Origin of the sequence: Bradyrhizobium sp. SZCCT0153 (assembly GCF_018129995.1) — a bacterium.
GTDB lineage: Bacteria > Pseudomonadota > Alphaproteobacteria > Rhizobiales > Xanthobacteraceae > Bradyrhizobium > Bradyrhizobium japonicum_G.
The window spans coordinates 386,894-412,304 of sequence record NZ_JAFCKS010000002.1 but is presented as its reverse complement, the minus strand read 5'-3'; the positions used below and the strand labels follow the sequence as shown (position 1 = coordinate 412,304).

The 25,411-nt window shown below is 65.1% G+C and carries 20 protein-coding genes; 7 read left to right on the top strand and 13 right to left on the bottom strand.

Going from position 1 to position 25,411, the window contains the following annotated elements:
* Positions 1 to 49: 49 nt before the first annotated feature.
* On the bottom strand, positions 50 to 1,324 hold the full coding sequence (locus JQ572_RS09780; protein ID WP_211382797.1) for an acyl-CoA dehydrogenase family protein: 1,275 nt from the start codon (positions 1,322 to 1,324) through the stop codon (positions 50 to 52).
* Positions 1,325 to 1,534: 210 nt separating this feature from the next.
* Between JQ572_RS09780 and JQ572_RS09775 the strand changes: the two genes are divergently transcribed.
* The gene (locus tag JQ572_RS09775; RefSeq protein ID WP_211382796.1) at positions 1,535 to 2,314 is read left to right on the top strand and encodes an enoyl-CoA hydratase-related protein; all 780 of its coding nucleotides are present in this window, start codon (positions 1,535 to 1,537) and stop codon (positions 2,312 to 2,314) included.
* A gap of 110 nt (positions 2,315 to 2,424) precedes the next feature.
* Here JQ572_RS09775 and JQ572_RS09770 read toward each other — a convergent pair whose 3' ends face one another.
* Genes JQ572_RS09770 through JQ572_RS09760 form a run of 3 tightly spaced genes read right to left on the bottom strand, consistent with a single transcriptional unit; the run spans position 2,425 to position 4,576 of the window.
* The gene (locus tag JQ572_RS09770; protein WP_211382795.1) at positions 2,425 to 2,802 is read right to left on the bottom strand and encodes a DUF6285 domain-containing protein; all 378 of its coding nucleotides are present in this window, start codon (positions 2,800 to 2,802) and stop codon (positions 2,425 to 2,427) included.
* A gap of 2 nt (positions 2,803 to 2,804) precedes the next feature.
* On the bottom strand, positions 2,805 to 3,791 hold the full coding sequence (locus tag JQ572_RS09765; RefSeq protein WP_211382794.1) for a phosphotransferase family protein: 987 nt from the start codon (positions 3,789 to 3,791) through the stop codon (positions 2,805 to 2,807).
* Positions 3,788 to 4,576, bottom strand: coding sequence for an enoyl-CoA hydratase/isomerase (locus tag JQ572_RS09760; protein WP_211382793.1), 789 nt, complete (start codon positions 4,574 to 4,576; stop codon positions 3,788 to 3,790). The genes JQ572_RS09765 and JQ572_RS09760 overlap by 4 nt, the downstream gene beginning before the upstream one ends.
* A 165-nt stretch (positions 4,577 to 4,741) precedes the next feature.
* Between JQ572_RS09760 and JQ572_RS09755 the strand changes: the two genes are divergently transcribed.
* From JQ572_RS09755 to JQ572_RS09740, 4 genes are all read left to right on the top strand, one after another.
* Positions 4,742 to 5,521 (top strand): SDR family NAD(P)-dependent oxidoreductase, encoded by a 780-nt coding sequence (locus tag JQ572_RS09755; protein WP_211382792.1) that lies wholly within the window; start codon positions 4,742 to 4,744, stop codon positions 5,519 to 5,521.
* 123 nt (positions 5,522 to 5,644) lie between these two features.
* Positions 5,645 to 6,025 (top strand): VOC family protein, encoded by a 381-nt coding sequence (locus JQ572_RS09750; protein ID WP_211382791.1) that lies wholly within the window; start codon positions 5,645 to 5,647, stop codon positions 6,023 to 6,025.
* A gap of 152 nt (positions 6,026 to 6,177) precedes the next feature.
* Entirely contained in the window at positions 6,178 to 7,455 is a 1,278-nt protein-coding gene (locus JQ572_RS09745; RefSeq protein ID WP_211382790.1) for an acyl-CoA dehydrogenase family protein, read from the top strand.
* A gap of 146 nt (positions 7,456 to 7,601) precedes the next feature.
* Complete coding sequence (locus JQ572_RS09740) at positions 7,602 to 8,219, top strand: flavin reductase family protein (RefSeq protein ID WP_211382789.1); 618 nt, start codon at positions 7,602 to 7,604, stop codon at positions 8,217 to 8,219.
* A gap of 63 nt (positions 8,220 to 8,282) precedes the next feature.
* Here JQ572_RS09740 and yghU read toward each other — a convergent pair whose 3' ends face one another.
* On the bottom strand, positions 8,283 to 9,155 hold the full coding sequence (gene yghU, locus JQ572_RS09735) for a glutathione-dependent disulfide-bond oxidoreductase (protein ID WP_211382788.1): 873 nt from the start codon (positions 9,153 to 9,155) through the stop codon (positions 8,283 to 8,285).
* A 115-nt stretch (positions 9,156 to 9,270) separates the two neighbouring features.
* The gene (locus JQ572_RS09730; RefSeq protein WP_211382787.1) at positions 9,271 to 10,929 is read right to left on the bottom strand and encodes a flavin-containing monooxygenase; all 1,659 of its coding nucleotides are present in this window, start codon (positions 10,927 to 10,929) and stop codon (positions 9,271 to 9,273) included.
* Positions 10,930 to 11,178: 249 nt separating this feature from the next.
* Between JQ572_RS09730 and JQ572_RS09725 the strand changes: the two genes are divergently transcribed.
* The gene (locus JQ572_RS09725) at positions 11,179 to 12,312 is read left to right on the top strand and encodes a nitronate monooxygenase (protein WP_211382786.1); all 1,134 of its coding nucleotides are present in this window, start codon (positions 11,179 to 11,181) and stop codon (positions 12,310 to 12,312) included.
* Positions 12,313 to 12,426: 114 nt separating this feature from the next.
* Positions 12,427 to 13,944 carry an acetyl-CoA acetyltransferase gene (locus JQ572_RS09720; RefSeq protein ID WP_211382785.1) on the top strand — a complete coding sequence of 506 codons (1,518 nt, stop codon included), beginning with the start codon at positions 12,427 to 12,429 and terminating at the stop codon, positions 13,942 to 13,944.
* Positions 13,945 to 14,050: 106 nt separating this feature from the next.
* On the opposite strand, the gene JQ572_RS09715 is transcribed toward JQ572_RS09720, so the two are convergent.
* From JQ572_RS09715 to ltnD, 7 genes are all read right to left on the bottom strand, one after another.
* On the bottom strand, positions 14,051 to 15,247 hold the full coding sequence (locus JQ572_RS09715) for an efflux RND transporter periplasmic adaptor subunit (RefSeq protein WP_211382784.1): 1,197 nt from the start codon (positions 15,245 to 15,247) through the stop codon (positions 14,051 to 14,053).
* Positions 15,234 to 18,413, bottom strand: a complete 3,180-nt coding sequence (locus tag JQ572_RS09710) for an efflux RND transporter permease subunit (RefSeq protein ID WP_211382783.1) — start codon at positions 18,411 to 18,413, stop codon at positions 15,234 to 15,236. Before JQ572_RS09710 ends, JQ572_RS09715 begins: the two co-directional genes overlap by 14 nt.
* 169 nt (positions 18,414 to 18,582) lie before the next feature.
* A complete protein-coding gene (locus JQ572_RS09705) occupies positions 18,583 to 20,277 on the bottom strand; it encodes a methyl-accepting chemotaxis protein (RefSeq protein ID WP_211382782.1) in 1,695 nt (564 codons plus the stop codon).
* A 230-nt stretch (positions 20,278 to 20,507) separates the two neighbouring features.
* On the bottom strand, positions 20,508 to 22,199 hold the full coding sequence (locus JQ572_RS09700) for a methyl-accepting chemotaxis protein (protein ID WP_211382781.1): 1,692 nt from the start codon (positions 22,197 to 22,199) through the stop codon (positions 20,508 to 20,510).
* A gap of 169 nt (positions 22,200 to 22,368) precedes the next feature.
* Positions 22,369 to 23,646 (bottom strand): 3-oxo-tetronate kinase, encoded by a 1,278-nt coding sequence (otnK, locus tag JQ572_RS09695; protein ID WP_211382780.1) that lies wholly within the window; start codon positions 23,644 to 23,646, stop codon positions 22,369 to 22,371.
* Positions 23,643 to 24,425 (bottom strand): 2-oxo-tetronate isomerase, encoded by a 783-nt coding sequence (otnI, locus tag JQ572_RS09690; protein ID WP_211382779.1) that lies wholly within the window; start codon positions 24,423 to 24,425, stop codon positions 23,643 to 23,645. The genes otnK and otnI overlap by 4 nt, the downstream gene beginning before the upstream one ends.
* A gap of 12 nt (positions 24,426 to 24,437) precedes the next feature.
* Complete coding sequence (gene ltnD / locus JQ572_RS09685) at positions 24,438 to 25,355, bottom strand: L-threonate dehydrogenase (RefSeq protein ID WP_211382778.1); 918 nt, start codon at positions 25,353 to 25,355, stop codon at positions 24,438 to 24,440.
* Between the last annotated feature and the right edge of the window lie 56 nt (positions 25,356 to 25,411).

Below are 25,411 nucleotides of genomic sequence, written 5' to 3'. Positions count from 1 at the left end.
TCCCCGCCCTTCGCGGGGACGACTCGGAGAGAGATAGCGCGCAATGCCCCTAATGCTTCCCCGGCCCCATATAGCCGAACAGGAACCCCGCCACCTTGCGCATCTGGATCTCCTCGCTGCCTTCGGTGATCCGGTAGCGGCGGTGGTGGCGGTAGATATGCTCGAACGGCTTGTGGCGTGAGTAGCCCATGCCGCCATGGACCTGCATGGCGCGGTCGGCGGATTCGCAGCAGAGGCGGTTTGCCCAGTAGTTGCACATCGAGACGCGGTCGGAGAGCGTGCGCTCGATCTGCTCTTCGTTGAGCTTGTCCATCTCCCAGGCGGTCTTGCGGATCAACAGGCGCAGCATCTCGGCTTGCGTGGCCAGCTCCACCAGCGGGAACTGGATCGCCTGGTTCTCGGCGAGCGCCTTGCCGAACGGCTTTCGTTCGCGCGCGTACTTCACACTCTCGTTGATGCAGTAGACGGCGGCGCCGAGCGAGCTCGCGGCCTGCCGGATGCGGTTCTGATGGACAAAACATTGCGCCAGCGCCAGGCCGCGGCCAACCTCGCCGAACAGCGCATCCTCCGGGACGAACACATCCGTAAAACTGACGCGCGGATGGTCGGTCGGCATGTTGAAGGTCCACATGTACTCTTCAATCTTGACGCCATGGCTCTTGGCCGGCACCAGGAAGCAGGTGATGCCGCGCGCATCGCCGTCATTACCGCTGGTGCGCGCGAACAGCGCGCAGTGCGTGGCGACGTGCATGCCGGTCGTCCACATCTTCTCGCCGTTGATGATCCAGCCCTTGACGTTGTCGCGGGTCGCCGGCACCGCCCGCGCTTCCATGTGGGTCGCATCCGAGCCGTGATTGGGCTCGGTCAATCCAAACGTGATGCGATACTTGCCCTTGATCGATCCGTCGATCATCGCCTTCTGGTCGTCGCGGCCGTAGCGGTCGAGCATCGTCGCGACGGGGAAATTGCCGACGATGGAATGCTCGTTCTGGAGGTCGTTGTGCAGGCCGAGGCCCTTGGCGGCGAAGTGCTCGCGGATCACGGCCATCCAGAGGTTGGAGCCGTCCTTGCCGCCATACTGTCTCGAGACCGCAAAGCGCAGATGGCCGGCGGCGTCGGCAAGGTCCTTCGCCTTGCGCAGCAGCGCTTCCCATTCATGGCGCGGCAGGCCGCCGTTCTCGAAATCGGTGCGCGCCCATTCGCGGCGATGATCGAAGAAGCGGATGTTGTCGTCGGCCTGCTCCAGCGGCTTGATCTCGCGTTCGATGAAGCCGTCGAGCTCTCGGAGATAGGCGATGAGATCGGCAGGCAGTGAAAAATCCACAGGTTCTCTCCCGGATGATTTTATCGTTTTGCGTTAAGGCGCTAGGCGCGTTTTGCTTCGCACGATTAAGGTGAGAAGAGCGCCTTCAAGTCAAGCAATGCGAGGCGTGCCGGCCGCGCAAGGCGCGTTGCGCAATTCGATGGTGCCCAAGCACTGAGGCGCGGTAGTATGCCGCCAATATTCCTTCACGAGAAAATGCGGGAGCGAGCGATGGAGCTGAAATTTTCCAAAGTGGAACGCAAGGGGCCAATCACGATCGTCACGCTGTCGCGGCCCGAGGTCTACAACGCGCTGCACACCGACGCGCATTTCGAGCTCCAAAGGGTCTTCGACGACTTCTCGGCCGATCCCGAGCAGTGGGTCGCGATCGTCACCGGCGCCGGCGACAAGGCATTCTGCGCCGGCAACGATCTGAAATGGCAGGCGGCGGGCGGAAAGCGCGGCTGGGACAAGGGCGGCTTCGCCGGCCTCACAGCGCGCTTCGACTGCGACAAGCCGATCATCGCCGCGGTCAACGGTGTGGCGATGGGCGGCGGCTTCGAGATCGCGCTGGCCTGCGACCTGATCATTGCCTCGGAGAATGCGACCTTCGCGCTGCCGGAGCCGCGCGTCGGGCTGGCCGCGCTCGCCGGCGGCCTGCACCGGCTGCCGCGCCAGATCGGGCTCAAGCGCGCCATGGGCATGATCCTCACCGCGCGCCATGTCAGCGCCAAAGAGGGCCACGAGCTCGGCTTTGTCAACGAGGTGGTGCCGCAGGGCGAGGCGCTGGCGGGCGCACTGCGCTGGGCGGAGATGATCACCAAGAACTCGCCGATGTCGATCCGGGCTTCGAAGCAGACCATTCAGAAGGGGCTCGGTGTGTCGCTCGAGCAGGCAATTGAAGAGCAGCGGGACTATCCGGCCGTGAAGGCGATGGTGGCGTCGCAGGACTACATCGAGGGCCCGAAGGCATTTTCCGAGAAGCGGCCGCCGAAATGGGTGGGGAAGTAGGAGGTCCCTCCCCTCGTCATTGCGAGCGCAGCGAAACAATCCAGACTGTCTCCGCGGAGCGACTCTGGATTGCTTCGCTGCGCTCGCAATGACGGAGACAGTGGGAACGCTTAGCCGTCTCGCGACAGTTCGCGCTTGTACGATGCGTAGTTCGGCTGATCCACGGCAAGCTTGTCCATCGTGGTCTGCCAGAGATGCTCGGCGAGACCGGTCGTTGCGAGATCTACCTCGCCCTTGGCGATGCGTTCGGCCAGCGCGCGGTTGAGATCGGTGACCGAACCATCACCACCCAGCAGAGCACGCAGTCGCTCCAGCTCTTTCGCATCGCTCCCCTGCTCCAGCGTCAGGTGCCGTGTCACGAGATCAAGGATGTTGATGGCCACGCGCAGCTTGAAGGCCTGGTGGCCAGAGACCAGCGGCGCGATGTCATTGCGCAAGAAATCAGCGACCGTCCTGGTCAGCTCGATCGGGGTCGGTTCGTCCTGCATGGTCAACTCCCTCGCGGCGCGAGCAGCCGCAACAGATCGATCTCGGTCTCGCTGGCGCGGCGGCCGATCATGGCGCGCTCCATGGAATGGTCCGGGCCCTCGCGAAACCGCTGCATCATGCCGCCGCACATGATGCCCCAGCGCAGCGTGCCCATCACTTCCCAGAACTTTACACGCGCAGGGTCGCATTTGCGGCCCGCGGCTTCATAGCCCGTGAACAATTCCTCGCGCGAACCAAAGCCGCCGACGGGCTTGTCGATCTCACCAAAACGCCAGGAGTTGACGCAGACCCAGCCGAGATCCTCCATGGGGTCGCCGAGATGGGCGAGCTCCCAATCGAGCACCGCGCGGACGCCGTCGGCGCCGATGATGAGATTGCCGTTGCGGAAATCGCCGTGCACCAGCGTCGTCTCGGCGGCGGGACCCGGATCGTGGCCGCGCAGCCAGCGCAGCGCCAGCTCGAACACCGGCTTTGGCCAGTTCAGGCTGCGGTAGTCGCGTTCGAACTCGTCGATCTCCTTCGCCGCCGACATGTGCCGCAGCTCGGGCAGCTTGTCCTGCGGCAGCCCGTGCAGCCCCGCTAGCACGCCGCCGATCTGCCGCGCGAGAAGCGGCCGCGCCGCAGCGAACTCGTCGTCGCGCAGGATCTTGCGCGCGATGGTCTCGCCCTCGACCCGCTGCATGATAAAGCCGGTGCCGAGATCGTCCTCGGGCACCAGAACATGCATCACCCGCGGTGACGGCAGGCCCGCTTCATAAGCGAGCTGCATCAGCCGCGCTTCGGCCCGAAGCCCTGCCGCGCGCGTCGGCGCCGCGCCATAGCCTTTCGGCGAGCGGCGCAGGATCGCGCCGATCGGCCCATCGGGGTGCACGATATCGAAGCGCCAGGTTTCCTGGCTCGCGCCACCGGACAGTCTTGCAGCTCCGGTAACGCCCGTCGCGCCCGGGCACCAGCGCGCGACGCTGCGGGAGAGTTGCGTCTCGATCATTTGCCCTTGAACTGCGCCGGGCGCTTCTCCAGGAACGCGCCGACGCCTTCGCGAAAGTCCTGCGTGTCGCCGGCACGAAGCTGGCACTGGAATTCGAGATTGAGCTGGTCCTCGAAGGAATTTTCCGGGCTGTCCCAGTAGAGCTTGCGGATCAGCGACAGCGCGACCGTCGGCCCGCTGGCGAGCTCGCGTGCAAGCTTCATCGCCTCCTCCATCAGCACGCCGTCGTCATAGACGCGGTTGACGAGACCCCATTCCAGCGCCTTCTCGGCCGGCAGCCTTTCGCCCATCAGCGACAATTCGATCGAGCGCGCCCGGCCGACGAGCCGCGGCAGCAGCCAGGTCGAGCCGCAATCCGGCACAAGGCCGATGCGGCGGAACGCCTGCAGAAAGTAGGAGGATCGCGCGCACAGGATCATGTCGCCGAGCAGCGCGAAGCTCATGCCAGCGCCCGCGGCCGGCCCGTTGACGGCGGTCACGATCGGGCAGTGCAGATTGCGGATGCGGCGCAGGAAGGGGTGGAAACCGGTCTCGAGCGTCAAGCCGGCCTTGGTCTTCTTCGACTGGTCGTTGCGGCCCTGGAGGTTCGCGCCGGTACAGAACGCACGCCCCGCGCCGGTCAGCACGACGCAGCGCACCTCGTCCTTCCTCTCCTCGATCGCGTCGAGCGCTTGCGCGAGACCGCCGAGCATGTCCACGGAGACCGCGTTCATCACCTCCTGATGGTCGAGCTTGAGGATCGCGACCGAGCCATCGAGATCGAGCGTGACGTGTTTGAACTGCATGGTTTCCTCGTCAGTTGCGGCCAGCGACGTTTCGCAGACCGGAATTGCTTTTGCCAGGGCGCATATTTGATTTTTGGCGCGGTCTTGTCCATGGTGATCGGAGCATAGCAAGCAATCTTGCGCGCAGCGGCTGATGCGACGCATACCAAAAGCAGGACACGCGCCATGGACCTTTTCGACCTCACTGGCCGTGTCGCCGTGATCACCGGTGGCAATGGCGGCATCGGGCTCGGCATCGCGCAGGCGCTAGCCGGCCAGGGTTGCAACGTCTCGATCTGGGGCCGCAATGCTGACAAGAACAAGGCTGCTGCCGCGAGCATGGCAGGCCTCTCCGGCAAGGTCGATACCCGCGTCTGCGACGTCACCGATCCGGCCTCGGTCAATGCCGCAATGAAGGCCACGCTCGACACTTTCGGCCGGGTCGACGGCTGCTTTGCCAATGCCGGCATCGGCGGCGGCGGCCGGCGTTCCTTCATCGAGCGCACCGAGGAAGAATGGCGCACCATGTTCGCGACCAATCTCGACGGCGTGTTCCACGCCTTCCAGGCGGCCGCGAGGCACATGACCGAGCGCGCCAATGCGGGCGATCCCTTCGGCCGGCTGGTTGCGACATCGAGCCTGGCCTCGATCTTCGGCACCGCGCGCAACGAGCACTATGCGGCGACCAAGGCCGCGATCAACGCGCTGGTGCGCGCGCTCGGCGTCGAACTGGCACGCCACGGCGTCACCGCGAATGCGATCCTGCCCGGCTGGATCAAGAGCGACATGACATCAGGCATCATGGCCAACGAAAAGTTTGTCGCCAACGTGATGCCGCGCATTCCGGTGCGGCGCTTCGGCGAGCCCAGCGATTTCGGCGGCATTGCCGTATATCTGATGAGCAAGGCGTCATCGTATCACACCGCGGATACGTTCGTTATCGACGGTGGCTATACGGCGTTTTGAATTCGTAGGGTGGGCAAAGCCGCGCTTGCGGCGTGCCCACCATAAGCAATTGTGGTGGTGGGCACGCTGCGCTTTGCCCACCCTACGATGTCTGATTTCGTAAGCGCAAAAGGGGACGGGCAAATGTTTTCCCATATCATGATCGGCACCAACGACCTCGACAAGGCCAAGACGTTCTATGACACGCTGCTCGGCACGCTCGAGGTGCGGCCGGCCAGGGTCGACGGCCATCGCATCTTCTACATCACCAAGACCGGCGTGTTCTCGGTGACGAAGCCGATCAACGGCGAAGCGGCGACATGCGCGAATGGCGGCACCATCGGCTTTGCCTGCAACTCGCCGGAGCAGGTCGACAAGTGGCACGCCGCCGGCGTCGCTGCTGGCGGAACGCCGATTGAGAATCCGCCCGGCATCCGCGAGGGCGCGGGGAACAAGCTCTATATCGCCTACTTGCGCGACCTTGACGGCAACAAGATCTGCGCGATGCACCGGATGGCGAGCTGACGCACGACGCGACGGCGTTCAAACAACATTTCAAACGCTCTCGCGAAATTCCATCGCGTGGCATGGCCCGCGCGGGGAAATGCACGCTCGCACTTTTGCCGCGCTGCGACTATTCTGTCGTCCAGCACGATCTCAGCGACCCGGGAGGAACAATGACAAAACACACCTATATTCCCCGCACTACCAATTACACCCTCAACCCCGGCGACGAGCTCAACGACCTCCGCATGTCGGACCAGGTCCGGCCGCTCTACGATCACGTCAGGAAGTTCATCCGCGAAACCGTCGAGCCGATGTCGATCGAGTTCGCCAAGGCCGGCGAGGCCAAGGAAGACCGCTGGAGCTTCACGCCCAAGCAGCTCGAGGTGCTGGAAAAGGCCAAGAACAAAGCCAAGCAGGAAGGCCTCTGGAACTTCTTCCTGCCCGATGACGAGACCGGCCAGGGCCTGAAGAACCTCGACTACGCCTATATCGCCTCCGAGCTCGGCAAGAGCCCGCTGGCCTCCGAGACCATGAACTGCTCGGCGCCGGACACCGGCAACATGGAGGTGCTGGAGCGCGTCGGCACCAAGGAGCAGAAGGAGAAGTGGCTGAAGCCGTTGATGAACGGCGAGATCCGCTCGGCCTATGTCATGACCGAGCCGAACGTCGCCTCTTCCGACGCCAAGAACATCTCGACCACGGCAAAGCTCGTCGGCGACGAATGGGTCATCAACGGCGAGAAGTATTACATCTCCGGCGTCGGCGATCCCCGTTGCAAGATCCTCATCGTGATGGTGAAGACCAATCCGGACGCGGCGCCGAGCAAGCAGCAGTCACAGATCCTGGTGCCGCGCGACACGCCCGGCGTCGAGGTGCTCGGGCCCATGTACGTGTTCGGCCAGGACCACGCCCCGCGCGGCCACATGCACATGCGTTTCAACAATGTGCGCGTGCCCAAGGAGAACATTCTGCTGGGCGAAGGCCGCGGTTTCGAGATCTCGCAGCTCCGCCTCGGCCCGGGCCGCATCCATCACTGCATGCGCACCATCGGCAAAGCGGAGAAAGCGCTCGATCTGATGGTGCAGCGTGGCCTGACCCGCGAAGCTTTCGGCAAGAAGATCGCCCATCTCGGCGGCAACATGCAGATCATCGCGCAAGCGCGCTGCGAGATCGAGGCGATGCGGCTGATGGTGCTGAAGGCCGCCAAGGCGATGGACGTGCTCGGCAACAAGGAGGCCCGCGTCTGGGTGTCCATGGTCAAGGCCATGGTGCCGGAGCGCGCCTGCAAGATCATCGACCAGTCGATCCAGATGCACGGCGCCACCGGCATCTCGCACTGGACCCCGCTCGCGGAGATGTACCAGGACGTACGCCATCTGCGCTTCGCGGATGGTCCGGACGAGGTGCACTGGATGGTGGTGGGACGCCACGAGCTCAGCATGGCGTGAGGTCTCGCCTCTTCCCGCTCGGGAAGAGGCGTAGGGTGGGCAAGGCGCGCTCTTCGCGCGCCGTGCCCACCATCGCGAGATCGCAAGAAGTGGTGGGCACGCTTCGCTTTGCCCACCCTACGAAGTTTCACCTCCACGGAGCCACCATGGATTACGCCGCCAGCGATCTGACGCCACGCGAGCGCTACAAGGTGCTGACGTCCTTCATCCTGCCGCGGCCGATCGCGTGGGTAACCACGGTCGGGCCGACCGGCGTGGTCAACGCCGCCCCCTTCAGCTTCTTCAACGCGTTTTGCGAGGATCCGCCGCTGTGCATGTTCGCGGCGAACCGTAAGCCGAACGGACAGGACAAGGACACCTTCCTCAACATCCAGCGCACCGGTGAGTTCGTGGTCAATATCGCCGACGAACCGCTGGCGAAGGCCATGCACGAGAGCAGCGGCGATTTTCCGCCCGACATCGGCGAGCCCGACTATCTCGGGCTCAAGCTCGCGCCCTCGAGCAAGATCGCGGTGCCGCGGCTCGCCGACACGCCCTGGGCGATGGAGTGCAAGCTCTGGAAGATGATCGACGTCAACGACGATCGCCGCCTGATCATGGGCGAAGGCATCCACTTCCACATCCGCGACGAGCTGTGGGACGACAAGGCGATGCGGGTGCACATGGACCGCTATCACCCGATCGGCCGCATGTTCGCCGACCGCTACTGCCGCACGGATGATCGCGTGGTGTTTCCGGCGGCCGAAGGCGCGAAGGGGAAGTAGGCGCGTCGCGGCGAAGGCGCGCTCCCTCGCCCCGCAAGCGGGGCGAGATGAAGCGGCACCGCCCTACATCGCGGGCGCGATCTTGTCCTGCGTCTTGGTCTCGAAATCGGACGCATCGTGCCGCTCGTGGAGCTGGCTGGCGGGATCGCCGGAGACGCGGTTGACCATGCGGCCGCGCTTGACGGCCGGGCGCTTGGCGATCTGGTCGGTCCAGCGCTGCACGTGCTTGTAGTTCTGCACGGACAGGAATTCGCCGGCGCCATAGACCAGCCCCTTGGCGAGCGCGCCGTACCAGGGCCACACTGCGATGTCGGCGATGCTATACTCGCTGCCGGCGAGATATTCGTTGTCGGCGAGGCGCCGGTCGAGCACGTCGAGCTGGCGTTTGGTCTCCATCGCGAAACGGTCGATGGCGTATTCGATCTTGGTCGGCGCATAGGCGTAGAAATGGCCGAAGCCGCCGCCGAGATAGGGCGCGCTGCCCATCTGCCAGAACAGCCAGGACATCGCCTCGGTGCGGGTCTTGATGTCCTTGGGCAGGAAGGCGCCGAACTTCTCGGCGAGGTAGAGCAGGATCGAGCCGGACTCGAATATCCTGATCGGCTCAGGGCCGGAGCGGTCCATCAGCGCCGGAATCTTGGAGTTGGGATTGATGTCGACGAAGCCGCTGCCGAACTGGTCGCCATTGCCTATCCTGATCAGCCAAGCGTCGTATTCGGCGCCCTTGTGCCCGAGCGCCAGCAGCTCCTCCAGCATCACGGTGACCTTGACCCCGTTCGGCGTCGCCAGCGAATAGAGCTGGAAGGGGTGCTTGCCGACCGGCAGCTCCTTGTCATGGGTGGGGCCGGCGATCGGGCGGTTGATGCTGGCGAACTGCCCGCCGTTCTCCTTGTTCCAGGTCCAGACCTTGGGCGGCACGTAAGGGGTGTCGGTCATGCGATGGGCTCCGGCGGAAAGATGCGCCTGCATTAATTAGCCCGCGATTGGCCGATGACAAGTCCTGCCGGCTCTGCGTCCGGCGCGGGCCTCAGGCCGGCGTCATGCATCTGGCCTAACCCGTCACCACCCTGCGCGGCTGCTCCGCCCGCTCCATCACGAATCCCTCATAGCCCTTCGCCGCGACCTCGTCGCAGATCCGCCGGTAGACCCCGACTCCGCCGATATAGGGCATGAAGATGCGCGGCTTGCCCGGGATGTTGGCGCCCATGTACCAGGAATTGGCCTGCGGATAGAGCGTGCCATGGGCGACCTCGTTGACATGGGTCACCCATTTCTCCTCGGCATCCCTGCCCGCCTCCATCGTGGCAAGGCCCTGCTTGCGCATGTGGACGAGGCCATCGGCGATCCAGTCGACATGCTGCTCGATCGACACGATCATGTTGGAGAGCACCGAGGGGCTGCCGGGCCCGGTGATGATAAAGAGATTTGGAAAGCCGGCGCTCATCAGCCCAAGATAGGTCTTCGGGCCTTCCGCCCATTTCTGGTTCAGCGCCTGCCCGCCACGGCCGCGAATGTCGATCTTCGCGACGGATCCGGTCATGGCGTCGAAGCCGGTCGCGAGCACGAGTGCGTCGACCTCGTGGTCCTCCTCCGCGACACGGACCGCGTTCGCCGTGATCTCCTGGATCGGATTGGCCTTGATGTCGACCAGCGAGACATTCGGCCGGTTGAAGGTCGCGAAATAGCCGGTATCGATGCAGATGCGCTTGGTGCCGATCGGATGGCTATCCGGCTGCAGCAGCTTTGCCGTTTCGGGGGCCTTCACGATCTCGGCGATCTTGCCGCGGACGAAATTCGCCGCGGTGTCGTTCGCTGCGCGGTCGAGGCCGAGATTGTTGTAGACATACATGAAGGTGAGTCCGCCGCGCTCCCAGCGGGCCTCGTACTTCCGGAGCCTGGCATCGTCGCTGTCGTCGAGCGCCCCGCAGTCCGGCTGCTCGGCGAAAATGCCGTTGCGCGCGACTTCACGGGCGAAGCGGCGGATCTGCGGATAGTTGTCGCGGAACGTGGTGCGCTCCTCGTCGGTCAGCGCGGCATTGCGGGCAGGAATCGAGAAATTGGCCGTGCGCTGAAACACCGTGAGGTGCCTGGCCTGCTCGGCGATGATTGGTGCGGACTGAATCCCCGATGATCCCGTGCCGATCAGGCCGACGCGCAAGCCGGTGAAGTCAACGCCTCCGTGCGGCCAGCTGCCGGTGTGATAGACAGCGCCCTTGAAGGTCTCGAGACCCTCGATGTCCGGCTTGCGCGCATTCGAGAGGCACCCGGTCGCGAGCACGACGAATTGCGCCTGAACCGTTTTGCCGTCGGCTGTCGTCACCGCCCATCGCCTCGCATGCTCGTCGAACACCGCGCGTTCGACGCCGGTGTCGAACTGGATGTCGCGGCGCAGATCAAAACGGTCGGCGACGTGATTGGCGTATTTCAGGATCTCGGGCTGCGGCGCGTAGCGTTCGCTCCAGTCCCATTCCTGCTGCAGCTCGTCCGAGAACGAGTAGGAATATTGCATGCTCTCGACATCGCAGCGCGCGCCGGGATAGCGGTTCCAGTACCAGGTGCCGCCGACGCCGCCGCCCCGCTCGTAGACACGCACCGAGAAGCCAAGACCGCGCAAGCGGTGCAACATGTACATGCCGGCGAAACCCGCGCCGACGACGACCACGTCATAGGCTTCCGTGGCCTGGACCGGACTCGCTTGCGCTGACGACATCGGCTGGCGCTCCCTTGTTGTTTTCTGTTGTTGGCACCAGCATTCTCTCAGGTCGGCGAAAGCGCAAGAGGCTTATCGGCGCCTGCTGCCCTGCTTATTTTGCGCGGCGGAACGGCCAGCGTACCGCGCGGCGTCTACACGCAAGATGCTCGGCCGAATCCGGAATGGCATCGCGAGCGGCGATAGGCTAGCGTCGCCTTTGCTTCGCCAGCGCAAGCAACAAGAACGCGAGGCCGCCGGGAGAGAACGATGAAATCGCCAATCTGCGACATGCTGGGCATCGAGTTCCCGCTGCTCGCCTTCAGCCATTGCCGCGATGTCGTCGCCGCCGTCAGCCGCGCCGGCGGCTTTGGTGTGCTCGGCGCGACCGTGCACACGCCCGATACGCTTGAGCGCGAGTTGAAATGGATCGACGAGCACGTCGACGGAAAGCCCTACGGCGTCGACGTGCTGATCCCCGAAAACATCTCGACCGCAGGCGAGAAGGACGTCACGTGGAAGAGCCTGGAGGCGCGCGTGCCGCAGGAGCACCGCGACTACACGCGAGGCCTCCTTAAGAAGTACGACATCGAGCTGACCGCAACCAACGTGGCCGACAACCAGCCGCAGCCATTCGATGCGAAGACGGCGCTGCAACTCCTGGAGGTCTCTTTCAACCATCCGATCCGTTTGATCGCCACTGCGCTGGGCGTACCGCCGAAGGCGATGATCGAGATGGGCAAGACGCATGGCGTGCCGGTTGCCGCGCTCGTCGGCGCCAAGGAGCACGCGCTGCGCCAGGTTGCAGCCGGTGTCGATATCCTCGTCGTGCAGGGCACCGAGGCCGGCGGCCATTGCGGCGAGGTCTCGACCTTGGTGCTGGTGCCGGAGGTGATCAAGGCGATCAAGCCGATCCGCGACGTGCCGGTGCTGGCCGCCGGCGGCATCATGACGGGTCGGCAGATGGCGGCCTGCATGGCCATGGGCGCCGCCGGTGCATGGACCGGCTCGGTGTGGCTCGCGACCGTCGAAGCCGAGACCACGGAGATCTTTCGCGAGAAGATGATTGCGGCGTCCTCGCGCGATGCGGTGCGCTCGAAGGGCCGCACCGGGAAGCCGGCGCGGCAGCTTCGCTCGGTTTGGACCGATGCCTGGGACCGCGCGCCGGAAAGTCCCGGCGCGCTGCCGATGCCGCTGCAGAGCATCATCAGCCGCGACGCCTTCAACTCGATCGACCGCGCGGCGGCGAGCGGCAATGCAAGGGCGCGCGATCTCGTGAGTTACTTCGTCGGCCAGGGCGTCGGGTTGATCGACAGCGTGAGGTCGGCCGGTGCCGTGGTGCAGGAGTTCAAGGAAGATTTTGCCGAGGCCGTCGAGCACATGAATGCCCTGGTGGCGGAGTGATCCCTTCTGTCATTGCGAGCGCATCGAAGCAATCCAGAGTCCTTCCGCAGAGGCAGTCTGGATTGCTTCGCTTCGCTCGCAATGACGAAACAACCGATATCGTGAATTGAGGCCATGACCGACAAGACCAATATCCCCGAAGACCGCATCCCCGTCATCGTCGGCATCGGCGAGATCGTCGACCGCCCGAAGGAGATCACCGCGGGCCTCGAGCCGCTCGACCTGCTTGAACAGGCGCTGCGGCGCGCCGAGCAGGATGCCGGCGCAAAGCTGCTCGGCGAGGTGCAGTCGCTCGACGTCGTCAACTTCCTGAGCTGGCGCTATCGCGATCCGGAGAAGCTTTTGGCGCAGCGGCTCGGCATTGCGCCTGCGCATTGCTATTACGGCCCGGTCGGCGGCGAGAGCCCGATCCGCTACATCCACGAGGCGGCAAAGCGCGTCGCGCGCGGCGAATGCACGGTGGCCGCGATCTGCGGCGCGGAAGCGCAGTCGACCGCGACCAAGGCGGAGCGCGCAGGCGCGAAGCTGCCATGGACACCGTTTGCCCATGACGTCGAGGAGCCCAAGCGCGGCGCGGCGTTCCAGAAACCGCTGGCCGTGACGCTCGGCGTGTTCCGCCCCGTCACCGTCTATCCCTTCTATGAGGCGGCCTCCTCCGCGCACTGGGGCCAGACGCCGCGCGAAGCGATGGCGGAATCGGGAACGCTGTGGTCGCGCTATTCGGAAGCCGCCGCGCAAAATCCCAATGCCTGGCTGAAGCGGCGCTATGCGCCTGACGAGATCACGACGCCGACCGCGGACAACCGCCTGATCGCGTGGCCCTACAACAAGCTGATGGTGGCCAACCCAAGCGTCAACATGGGCGGTGCGCTGCTGCTGACCAGCCTCGCCAAGGCCCGCGCGGCCGGCATTGCCGAGGACAAGCTCGTCTACCCGCTCGGCGGCGCCTCGGCGGAAGAGCCGCGCGACTATCTGCTGCGCGACCAGTTTTTCGAGAGCCATCCGCAGAACGCCGTCTTGAAGGCTGCGATGGACCTTGCCGGCGGCGACGGCAAGGCGTTCGACGCGATCGAGTTGTACAGCTGCTTCCCGTGCGTGCCCAAGATGGCGCGTCGGACACTGGGCCTATCCGCCGACGTGCAGCCGACCGTGACCGGCGGCCTCACCTTCTTCGGTGCGCCGCTCAACACCTACATGACGCATGCGGCCTGCGCGATGGTGCGGCGCCTGCGCGACGGCGCAAGGCTTGGCCTGCTCTACGGCCAGGGCGGCTTCGTTACCAAGCATCACGCGCTGGTGGTTTCAAAGATGCCGCCGCGTCAGGCGCTGGCGCAGGAGACGAGCGTGCAGGCGGACGCCGACCGCAACAAGCGCGCGGTGCCGGAGTTCGTCACGGACGCCGGCGGCAAGGGTAAGGTCGAGAGCTTTACGGTGCTCTACGGCCGTGGTGGCGATGTCGAGCACGGCGTGGTGATGCTGCGCACCGAAGACGACCGGCGCACGCTGGCGCGGATTCCGGCGAGCGACACGGCGACGCTGGCGCATCTGCTCAATATGGACCGCACGCCGGTCGGCTCGCTCGGAGAGATCGCGATGGCCGCCGATGGCGTTCCGGAGTGGCGGGTGGCGTAGCGCTCGTAGGTGGGCAAAAGGCGCACTTGCGCCGTGCCCACCATGATTTTCGGGATCGCATAGAGTGATGGGCACGCTTCGCTTTGCCCAACCCTACAAGACAGCCCTACCCCTTCGGCGCCTGCTTCTCCGACGCCGTGGCCGGCTTGCCCTTGGCGCCGGTCACGCGGACCGGGTCGCCGTCGGACAGGCCGTCCGGCGGGGCGGTGATGATGCGGTCGTCGGGAGCAATGCCCGAGGCGAGCTCGATCTCGCGGCCAAGGTCGCGCGCGATCGTCACCGGCTTGAACAAGACCTTGTCGTCTGCGCCGACGGTCGCGACGCGCAAGCCGTTGCCGTTGAAGATCAGGGCGCTTGCCGGGATACTGAGCGGGGTGGAATCGCGCTGGAGGCTCAGCTTCACGCTGGCATAGCCGCCGGGCATCAGCTCGCCGCTGGAATTGTCGAGCCCAAGCTGCATGCGCGTGGTGCCGGAGGCAACGTCGACGGCCTGCGAGGAGGCCTCCACCGTCGCCTGGAAGGTCCGGTTCGGATATTCCGGCATCACGAGGGTGGCCTTGGCGCCGATCTTGATCGCCGGCACGTAGTTCTGGGGCACGTTGACGTAGACGCGCAGCTTGGTGATATCGGAGACCACGAACATCGCCGGGCCCGAGCCGCCGCCGGCATTGATCAGCGCGCCGACATCAGTGTCGCGCGCGGTGACCACGCCGTCGAACGGCACCGTGATCTTCTTGTAGCCGGCCAGCGCTTCCAGCCGCTCGACATTGGCCTGCCCCGAATGCACGGCGGCGTTCTTGTTGGAGAGATCGGCGGTACGCTCGTCGATCTCCTGCGCGGAGACGAAATTGGAGGCGACCAGCGTCTTGCGGCGGTTGAGCGTTGCCTCCGACAGCCGGGCGCTGGCCTGCTGGCTGGCGAGATCGGCGCGGGCCTGCAAGAGCTGCTGATCGAGGTCGGGCGCCTCGATCTCGGCGATCACCTGACCCGCCTTGACGCGGGCGCCGATATCGGCGCTCCAGCTCTTCAAATAACCGGATACGCGGGCGAAGATCGGGGCACGGTAATAGGCCTCCAACCGGCCCGGCAGGTCGAGGTTGGCGTTAAGAGCCCTGGCGTTGGGCAGCGTGACCGCGACGCTGGGAACCGCCTGATCGTCGGTCCATTCCTTCAGCTTGGAGCCCTGCTCCTCGCGGGCCCGGATGCCGGTGCCCACGACGAAGCCAGCCGCAATCAGCACCACCACGCCGAAAATGCCCAGTTTCCGGCGCGACACCGGGGAGCGGGATTCAGTGGGTGACATGCGGGGTCTCCGAGGGGGCGGCGGCCTTGGCGCCTTGCTTCTTGTGTACCATACTGAACACCACGGGAACAAACATCAGCGTGGCGAAGGTTGCAAAGATCAGGCCGCCGATCACGGCCCGGCCGAGCGGTGCATTCTGCTCGCCGCCCTCGCCGAGCCCCAGCGCCATCGGCGCCATGCCGATGATCATGGCGAGCGCGGTCATCAGCACCGGGCGGAACCGGACGAATCCCGCTTCGAGGGCAGCGGCGACGGGGTCACCGAGTTCCTCGTAGCGCTCGCGAGCAAACGAGATCACGAGCACGCTGTTGGCGGTGGCGACGCCCATGCACATGATGGCGCCGGTCAGCGCCGGTACCGACAGCGTCGTCTCGGTCGCGAACAGCATCCAGACGATGCCGGCGAGCGCGGCCGGCAGCGCCGTGATGATCACGAAGGGATCGGACCAGGACTGGAAGTTCACGACGATCAGGAAATAGATCAGCACGACCGCCCCGAGCAGGCCGAACAGCAGGCCGGTGAAGGCGCTGTTCATGGTCTGCACCTGGCCGAGCAGCACGACGGAGGAGCCCTTCGGCACCTCCTTGGCGGTATCGGCGATCAGCTTGCGGATGTCGGTCGCGACCGCGCCGAGATCGCGCCCCGAGGTCGTGGCGAAGATCTGCACCATCGACTGGATGTCGTATTGCGAGACCACCGCGCTCGACGTCGAGCGCTTGATGTCGGCGATGCCGCCGAGGATCGGCGACTGCGCATTGCCGGCCGCGGTGATCGGCAGCGTCTGGAGCGCGCTGAGCGAGTCGATCTGGTATTGCGGCGTCTGCATCACGATCGAGTAGGACACGCCGTTGTCCGGATTGAGGAAGTAGGTCGGCGCGACCTGCGAGGAGCCGGCGAGATTGACCACGAGGCTGTTGGTGACGTCGCGCTCGGTCAGACCGACAAATTGCGCGCGAGTGCGGTCGACATCGATGTTGAAGGTCGGATTGTTCGGCGATTGCTGGATGCGCGCATCGGCAACGCCGGGAATCCTGCGGACCTTGGCCAGCAGATTGTTGGCATAAGCGAAATTGGCACTGATATTGGCGCCGCGAACCTGCAGGTCGATCGGCGCCGGCGCGCCGAAGTTCAGGATCTGGCTGACGATGTCGGCCGGCAGGAAGGCGAAGCTGACGCCCGGGAACAGCCGCGGCAGCTGCTCGCGCAGCACGCGCACATGCTCTTCGGTCGGCTTGTGGCCTTCCTTCAGCTTGATCTGGATGTCGCCGTCCTGCGGGCCGATTACACCCGTGTTGTTGTAGGTCATGTTGATGCCGGAGATCGGCATGCCGATGTTGTCGGTCAGCGTCTCGATCTCGCCCGGGATCAGCTTGCGGATCGCCTTCTGCACGTCGGCGAGCTGGTTGGCAGTCTCCTCGACGCGGGTGCCGACCTGGGTGCGGACATGCATCAGGATGTTGCCGGCATCGACCGCGGGGAAGAAGTTGCGCCCGAGGAACGGCACCAGCGCGAAGGACGCGCCGACCACGCAGAGGAAGCCGATCACGAACACCGCGCGATGGGCCAGTGCGAGGCCGAGAAAGTCATGATAGCCGCCGCGGATGCGCTCGAACCGCGCCTCGAAGCCGCGCTGGAACCAGACGAAAGGATTGCGTGACTTCGGCGGTCCGCCCTCGTGATGGACATGCGCCTGCAACAGGTAGTTCGCCATGGTCGGCACCAGGGTGCGCGACAGGATGAACGACCAGATCATCGCGAACATCACCGCTTCGGCCATCGGCACGAACAGGAAGCGGGCGACGCCGGAGAGGAAGAACATCGGCACGAACACGATGCAGATGCAGAGCAGCGAGACGAAGGCCGGCGTCACGATCTGGTTGGCGCCGTCGAGGATCGACTGCTCGACCGGCTTGCCCTGCTCCAGATGGTAGTTGATGTTCTCGATGGTGACGGTGGCGTCGTCGACGAGGATGCCGACCGCGAGCGCCAGGCCGCCGAGCGTCATGATGTTGAGCGTCTCTCCGATCGCCGACAGCATGATGATGGCGCCGAGCACGGACAGCGGAATCGAGACCGCGATGATGACGGTCGAGCGCCAGCTGCCGAGGAACAGCAGGATCATGACGCTGGTGAGCAGCGCCGCGATCACGCCTTCGAGCGCGACGCCTTCGATCGCACCGCGGACGAACACCGACTGGTCGCCGATGAAGCCGATCTTCAGCGCGTCGGGCAGCTGGTCCTTGACGTCGATCACCTTCTGCTTGATGCCGGCGATGATGTCGAGCGTCGAGGTCGCGCCCGCCTTCAAGACCATCATCAGCACCGAGCGGTTGCCGTCGACGTGGACGATGTTGGTCTGCGGCGGATTGCCGTCGCGCACGGTCGCGACATCGCGCACATATACCATCGCGCCGTTGACGGTCCTGATCGGCAGATTGCCGAGCTCTTCGATCTTGAGCGGCGAGTTGTTGAGCTGGATGTTGTATTCGAACTGGCCGATCTTCTGGGTGCCGACCGGCGTGATCAGGTTTTGCGCGGCGAGCGCGTTGGCGACGTCCTGTCCGGACAGGCCGCGAGACTGGAGCGCGGTCGGGTCGAGGTCGATCTGGACCTGACGCAGCTTGCCACCGAAGGGGTATGGGATCGCCGCGCCGGGCACGGTGACCAGCGGCGTGCGGAGCTGGTTGATGCCGATGTCGGCGAGGTTCTGCTCGGTGAGGCCATCGCCCGACAGAGCCACCTGGATGATCGGCACGGTCGAGGCGGAGTAGTTCAGAATCAATGGCGGCGTCGCGCCCGGCGGCATCTGCTTGATCAGCGTCTGCGAGATCGCGGTGACCTGGGCGTTGGCGGTGCGGATGTCGACATTGGGCTGGAAGAAGATCTTGATGATGCCAAAGCCGTTATAGGAGTTGGCGGTGATGTGCTCGATGTCGTTGACTGTCGTCGTCAGCGCGCGCTGAAATGGCGTGGTGATGCGGCCCGACATCTGGTCGGGCGGCAGGCCGGTGTACTGCCAGACCACGCCGATCACGGGGATGCGGATGTCCGGAAAGATGTCGGTCGGCGTCCGCAGCGCCGCCAGCGGTCCGATGATCAGGAGCAGGAGCGCGAGCACGACAAACGTGTAGGGCCGGCTCAGGGCAATACGGACCAGAGCAATCATTCGCCAGGCAATTCCAGGTCAGGCAGGGATACGGAATCCGCCCCCGCGGGGATCCTCTTTTCCCTTTACCCGAGCACCGCCGGAAACGCTAATGACCGGCGGCTTTCCTGCTTTCACTTCCCTGCTACCGCACTGCGAAATCGGCATCGCAGCTATGCGGCCGAGCGCCTCACGCCGCGCGGACGGAATTCAGGAACTTGCCGACCTCGAGCTTGAGGCGGTTGGAATCGCGGGACAGCATCTGCGCCGCCGACAGCACCTGCGAGGACGCCGATCCGGTTTCGGATGCGCCGCGCTGGACGTCGCCGACATTGGAAGAGACCTGCTGGGTGCCGTTGGCCGCCTGCTGCACGTTGCGGGCGATCTCCTGGGTCGCGGCACCCTGCTCTTCCACGGCAGCCGCAATCGCCGAGGAGATTTCCGACAGGCGCGCGATGGTGTCGCTGATCTGACTGATTGCGGTGACCGAATCCTGCGTCGCCGCCTGGATGCCGCCAATCTGCTGGCCGATCTCGCCGGTCGCCTTCGCGGTCTGCTCGGCCAGCGCCTTTACCTCGGATGCCACCACGGCGAAGCCGCGGCCGGCCTCGCCGGCGCGCGCCGCTTCGATCGTGGCATTCAGTGCCAGCAGGTTGGTCTGACCTGCGATGGCATTGATGAGCTCGACGACGTCGCCGATCCGGGATGCGGCCCGCGACAGCTCGCTGACTCGGTCGGTGGTGGCGTGTGCCTGGCTGACGGCCTCGCCGGCGATCCGCGCGGAGTCCTGGACTTGACGGCTGATTTCGTGGACCGAGGAAGACATCTCTTCGGCAGCCGTTGCCACCGAATGAACGTTGGTCGAGGCTTCCTCGGAGCCGGCGGCAACAACGGTCGCCAGTTCCTGCGCACGGCCGGCGGTCGACGACAGCGTCGAGGCCGATGCTTCGAGCTCGGTCGCGGCCGACGATACGGTTTCCACGATCTCCCCGATCGCGGCCTCGAAGCCATCGGCAAGCTTGGTCATGTCGGCCTTGCGCTGTCCCTCGGCGCGGCGCTGCACCGCCTGCACCTCGTCGCGGCTGAAGCGGATGATGGTCTGCACCGTCTGGAGGTTGCGCAGCGCCTCGCCGATCTCGTCGTCCCGCTCGACGACGATGCGGTTGTCCAGCTTGTCCTGGACGAGATTGACCAGGGTGTCGTTGAGCTGCTGCATCGGCCCTTGAATGGCGCGCATGGTCGCAAATCCGGCGAAGCCGAGGACGGCAGCTCCGGCGACGGCGAGCAGCGCCAGGCTCAGGCTGGTCGAACCGCTGGTCGAGAGCCCCCCGCCGATGCCGAGCGCGAGCACGAAGAGCAGCTGGAGGACCATCGTGGTCACGAGGCGCGCCTTCACCGTCCTGGTGAAGACGCTGAAGCGGTCGAGCAGCGAGCGCCGGCGAATGATGCCGCCGTCGATGCGATAGCCATGGGGCTTCTTGTCGCGAATCGCGGCGTAGACTTCCTCGGCAAGCTTGCGCTGGTCGGCCGGCAGTCTGGTGCGGATCGATGTATAGCCGGTGACCTGGCCGTTCTCGCGGATCGGCGATGCAGTTGCCAGCACCCAGTAGAAATCGCCGTTCTTGCGGCGGTTCTTGACCGCGCCGAGCCACGGCTTGCCGGCTTTCAGCGTGTCCCAGAGGTTGTCGAACGCCTCCGGCGGCATGTCGGGGTGACGGACGATATTGTGCGGCTGCCCCATAAGCTCCGAAGACGTGAAGCCAGCAGCAGCAAGGAAGTCGTCGTTGAAGTAGGCGAGCTTGCCCTTGAGGTCGGTCCTGGAGACGATCAGCGTCTCGTCACTGACGGGATATTCGACCGTGGTGACAGGAAAATTCTTGCGCATCGAGGCCCCCAAAGACGGATGAGTGTGAGATGATTCCAATCAGGGCTGCTACCGGCGGTCCTTGGCCTATTCTTGTAAGCCGAATTTAACTATCGATGAAACGGCCTTCCCGTAAGAATACGGCAAGACCTCACGATGCTACCTGCAGGCGACATCATGCTACCGCCGCAACAAAAAAGAGCGGCGCTTGCGGCGCCGCTCTTTCGTCGATGGGTGATTGGCGCGGAAGCTTACGCCGCGCGGACGTTGGTTAGGAACTTGCCGACTTCGCTCTTCAGCCGTCCCGAGTCGTTCGACAGCATCTGCGCCGCCGACAGCACCTGAGACGAGGCTGTGCCGGTCTCGGTTGCGCCGCGCTGCACGTCGGTGATGTTGGAGGAGACCTGCTGGGTGCCCTGCGCCGCCTGCTGCACGTTGCGGGCGATCTCCTGGGTCGCCGCGCCCTGCTCTTCCACCGCGGCCGCAATGGCCGAGGAGATTTCCGACAGGCGCTCGATGGTCGAGGAGATTTCCTTGATGGCGCCGACCGAATCGTTGGTCGCCGCCTGGATGCCGGATATCTGCTGGCCGATCTCGCCGGTCGCCTTCGCGGTCTGCTCGGCGAGCGCCTTCACTTCGGAGGCCACCACCGCAAAGCCGCGGCCGGCTTCGCCGGCACGGGCGGCTTCGATGGTCGCGTTCAGCGCCAAGAGGTTGGTCTGGCCGGCGATGGTATTGATGAGCTCGACGACGTCGCCGATGCGCGAGGCGGCCTTGGACAGCTCGCTGACGCGCTCGGTCGTGGCGCGGGCCTGGCCGACGGCGTCGCCCGCCATGCGGGCCGATTCCTGGACCTGGCGGCTGATCTCGCCGACCGACGAGGCCATCTCCTCGGTCGCCGAGGCTACCGACTGCACGTTGGTCGAGGCTTCCTCCGACGCACCGGCAACCGTGGTCGCCAGCCGCTGGGAACGGTCGGCGGTCGAGGTCAGCGTCGAGGCGGAGGCCTCCAACTGGGTCGAAGCCGACGACACGGTCTGGACGATCTCGCCGATCATCGTTTCGAATTCGCGGGTGATGTTGTCGACGCGGCGGCCGCGCTCGATCTTGGCTTCGGCATCGGCGGCGGCGGCCTCGTCGGCGGCCTTCTTGGCGATGAGCGCTTCCTTGAAGATCTGGAGCACGTCGGCCATGGCGCCGATCTCCGTCTTCTCGCCGCGGTGCGGGACTTCGGCGGAAAGGTCGCCCTTGCCCAGCGCCTGCATCGGCTCGACGATCGAGTTGATGCCGCTGGAGACGTCCTGGACGAGATAGAAGCCGACCCCGATCCCGATGACAACGGCCGCACCGAGAATGATCGCGACCAGCATGAAGGCGTAATAATAGGTATCGGAGGCGTCGGCGGAGGCCTGATCGCCGCCCTTGGTGTTGAGTTCGATGTCCTTGGCCAGGATGGTGTCAGCCTCGAGCCCGATCTTGTTGACCGTCTTGGAGTTCAGCTCATGCGCGTCATGCGGGACCTTGCCTGCATCCCGACGCGACAGCGCCATGACTTCCTCGGTGCCCTTTTTGTAGTCTTCCCAGCTCTTGGACCACTGACTGTAAAGAGCCTTCTCGTCGGGCGAGGTGATCATCGCCTCATAAGCTTTGCGAAACCTGGTGTTCGCCTCGACCACCGTCGCCAGCGTCTTCTCGGCCGCCAGCTTCTCCTCCAGCGTCTCCGCCAGCATGTGCTCCCGGATGACGTTGCGGTAGGTGATGACGCCGGCGCGCAGGTCGCCGATCACACGCACGCTGGGCATCCAGTTCGTGGTGATGTCGACGGTGTTGGCATTGATGGCCCGCATCTTCATGACGGCGAGCAGGCCCATGCCGGCCATCGCGACCAGCAGGAACGCCACGACACTGATGATCTTGGCGCGGATGGAAATGGTGGTGAGCATAATCGGGTCTCTTTGTGCTGGCGCGCCGGCGCGGCCGAGGTTTTACGAATCAACCAAAGGGAGCAGCACCGACATCCAACACCAGGGCACCTGAGCAGATGTTAACTACGACTCCGTACGAGTACGGAAGCCCGAAACAAATGAACGTGGCGCTAAGAATGCCCTGCGCTCAGCGCATGAGTCCAAGCGCATCCGTGAAAAACGCCGCGCCACCGAAGTTGCCTGACTTCAAGGCGAGCAACATCTCGCCTGCCTCTGCGCCGACCGCGCGCAACACCGGCACGCCCGCCGCGATTTCGACCCCCACGAGAAATCCGGGAATTCTCAACCGATCGACCACGGCGCCGGATGTCTCGCCGCCGGCCACGATCAGGCGCTTGACGCCGGCCCGCACCAGACCCTCGGCGATATCCGCCATCGCCTGCTCGATGGCATGACCGGCCGCGTCGCGGCCGTGGCGCGCCTGGAGCGCTGCGACCTGATCCGGCGTCGAACTCGATGCGATCAGGACCGGACCGTCGGCGAGTCGCGGCTTCGCCCAGGCCAGCGCGCGCTGCACCTCGTCCTTGCCCGCAATAATACGGTCCGGATCGAGATGCAGCACCGGCATGACGCCTTCGGCATTGGCGATCTGCTGGAGCGTCGCCTGCGAACAGCTCCCTGCAAGACAGGCCGCAGGTCCGCCGACCGCTGCCCCCGCCTCGCTGCTCGCCGCCGTCGATTTGACCTTGCCTGTCGACACCAGCGCCCGCGCCAGCCCAAGACCCATGCCGGAGGCGCCGACAGACAGCCGGTGCCCGGCGGCGACGAGGCCGATGGTTTCGAGGTCGCGGTCGAACACGGCGTCGATGATGGCGGCGCCGATGCCCTTGCCCGACAATTCCGCAAGGCGTGCCCGTACCGCCTCCGCACCGCGCGTGACGGTCGCGAGGTCGACGAGGCCGATTTGCGTCTTGCTCTGGCGCGCCAGCACACGGACCAGGTTGGAATCGTGCATCGGGTTGAGCGGATGGTCCTTCAGCGGGCTCTCGTTCAGCGGCACGGCGCCGACGAACAGATTGCCCTGGTAGACGGTGCGGCCGGTCTCCGGGAAGGCCGGCGTCACCAGAACGACACCCTCGCCGCCATAGGTGCGCAACGCATCCATCACCGGGCCGATGTTGCCGGCATCGGTGGAATCGAAGGTCGAGCAGATCTTGAACAGCACGTGGCTCGCGCCGCGGCCGCGCAGCCATGTCTCCGCCGCGCGCGAGCGCGACACGGCAAGACCGGCCTCGATTGAACGGCTCTTCAAGGACACCACGACGGCGTCGACCTCGGGCAGTGCGAGGTCGTCGGCGGGCACGCCGATGGTCTGCACCGTGCGCAGGCCGGCGCGCGTCAGCGTGTTGGCGAGATCGGAGGCGCCGGTGTAGTCGTCGGCGATGCAGCCCAACGCAAGTGTCACGGCTTTACTCCCGCATAAGGCTTGAACCAGGCGAGGCCGTCGGTGGTCTTGCCGCGCGGATTATATTCGCAGCCGACGAAGCCGGCATAGCCGAGCCGGTCGAGTTCGTCGAACAGGAACGGATAGTTCAGCTCCTCGCCATCGGGCTCGTTGCGCGAGGGGATGCTGGCGACCTGGATGTGGCCGACGATCGGCATCATCTCGCGCAGCCGCATCGTGACGTCGCCATGGATGATCTGGCAGTGATAGATATCGAACTGGAGCTTGAGGTTCGGAAGCCGCAACTCCTGGATCAGGTCGCGCGCGAAGCCGAAATCGTTGAGGAAATAGCCGGGCACGTTGCGGGCATTGATCGGCTCGATCACGATGTCGATGCCGTGCGGCCCGAAGAACTCAGCCGCCCACGCCACCGATTTGTAGAACGCCTCGATCGCGACGCGCTCGCCGCGATTGGCGAGGCCCGCCATCAGGTGCAGCCGCTTGACGCCGGTGGCCTTGGCGTAAGGCAGCGCAGTCTCGAGACTGGCCTTGAGATCGGCGAAGCGCGCCGGGAGCGCAGCAAAACCCTTCTCGCCCGCATTCCAATCGCCGGGCGGCAGGTTGAACAGCGCCTGGGTCAGGCCGTTGCGCTTGAGCCGCTCGCCGACCGCCTCGGCCGGATGCTCATAGGGAAAGAGGAATTCGACCGCGGTGAAGCCGGCTGCCGCGGCGGCATCGAACCGATCGAGGAACGGCACCTCGGTGAACATCATCGAGAGATTGGCGGCGAAACGGGGCATTGGAATCCTCTTCTACTTGTCGCCGGGAAGCTTGACGCCGGTGACCTGCGCATACATCCGCGCCACCGACGCATCATCGTCGCGGCCCATGCCGGCGGCCGATGTCATCAGGAACATCTGGAGCGCGGCGGCCGAGACCGGCACCGGGAATCTGGCGCTGCGCGCCATGTCCTGGATGATGCCGAGGTCCTTGACGAAGATCTCGACCGCGCTGCGCGGCGAATAGTCGCCGTCCAGCACGTGCGGCATGCGGTTCTCGAACATCCAGGAATTGCCGGCCGATGCCGTGATCACCTCGTAGACCTTGCGGATGTCGAGGCCCTGTTTTGCGGCGAACGCGATCGCCTCGGAGGCGGCGGCGATGTGCACACCGGCGAGCAGCTGGTTGATCATCTTGAACGCAGCGCCCTGGCCTGCGGCATCGCCAAGCTCGTAGAGCTTTGCGGCCATGGCATCGAGCGCGGGCCGCGCTTTCGCGAACGCGGCCGCACTGCCTGAGGCGAGGATCGTCAGCTCGCCTTGCGCAGCGCGTTGCGCCCCGCCGGAGATCGGCGCATCCAGATAGAGCCTGCCGCTCGCCTCCAGCTGTTTTGCAAGGCGACGCGCCACATCCGGGTCCATCGTGGCGGAAGATACAAAGACGCTGTCCTTCGGCATGGTCTCGGCGACGCCGTCCTTGCCGGACAGGATCGTTTCGGTCTGCGCGGCGTTGACGACGACACTGACGACGATATCGGCGCCCTTGGCCGCTTCGGCCGGCGTGTTGGCGCCGGCGCCGCCATCCGTCACGAACCGTGCCACCGCATCAGCCGAAACGTCGCAGCCAGTGACAGCATGGCCGGCGCGCTTCAACGAGGTCGCCATGCCATAGCCCATCGAGCCGAGCCCGATGACGGCGATACGCTGATTTTGTGACGTGGAGGCGGACATGCAACTGATCCTTGCGAACGTTTCCCGGGCGGCCGCCCTTTGCGGCAGCTCGTCAT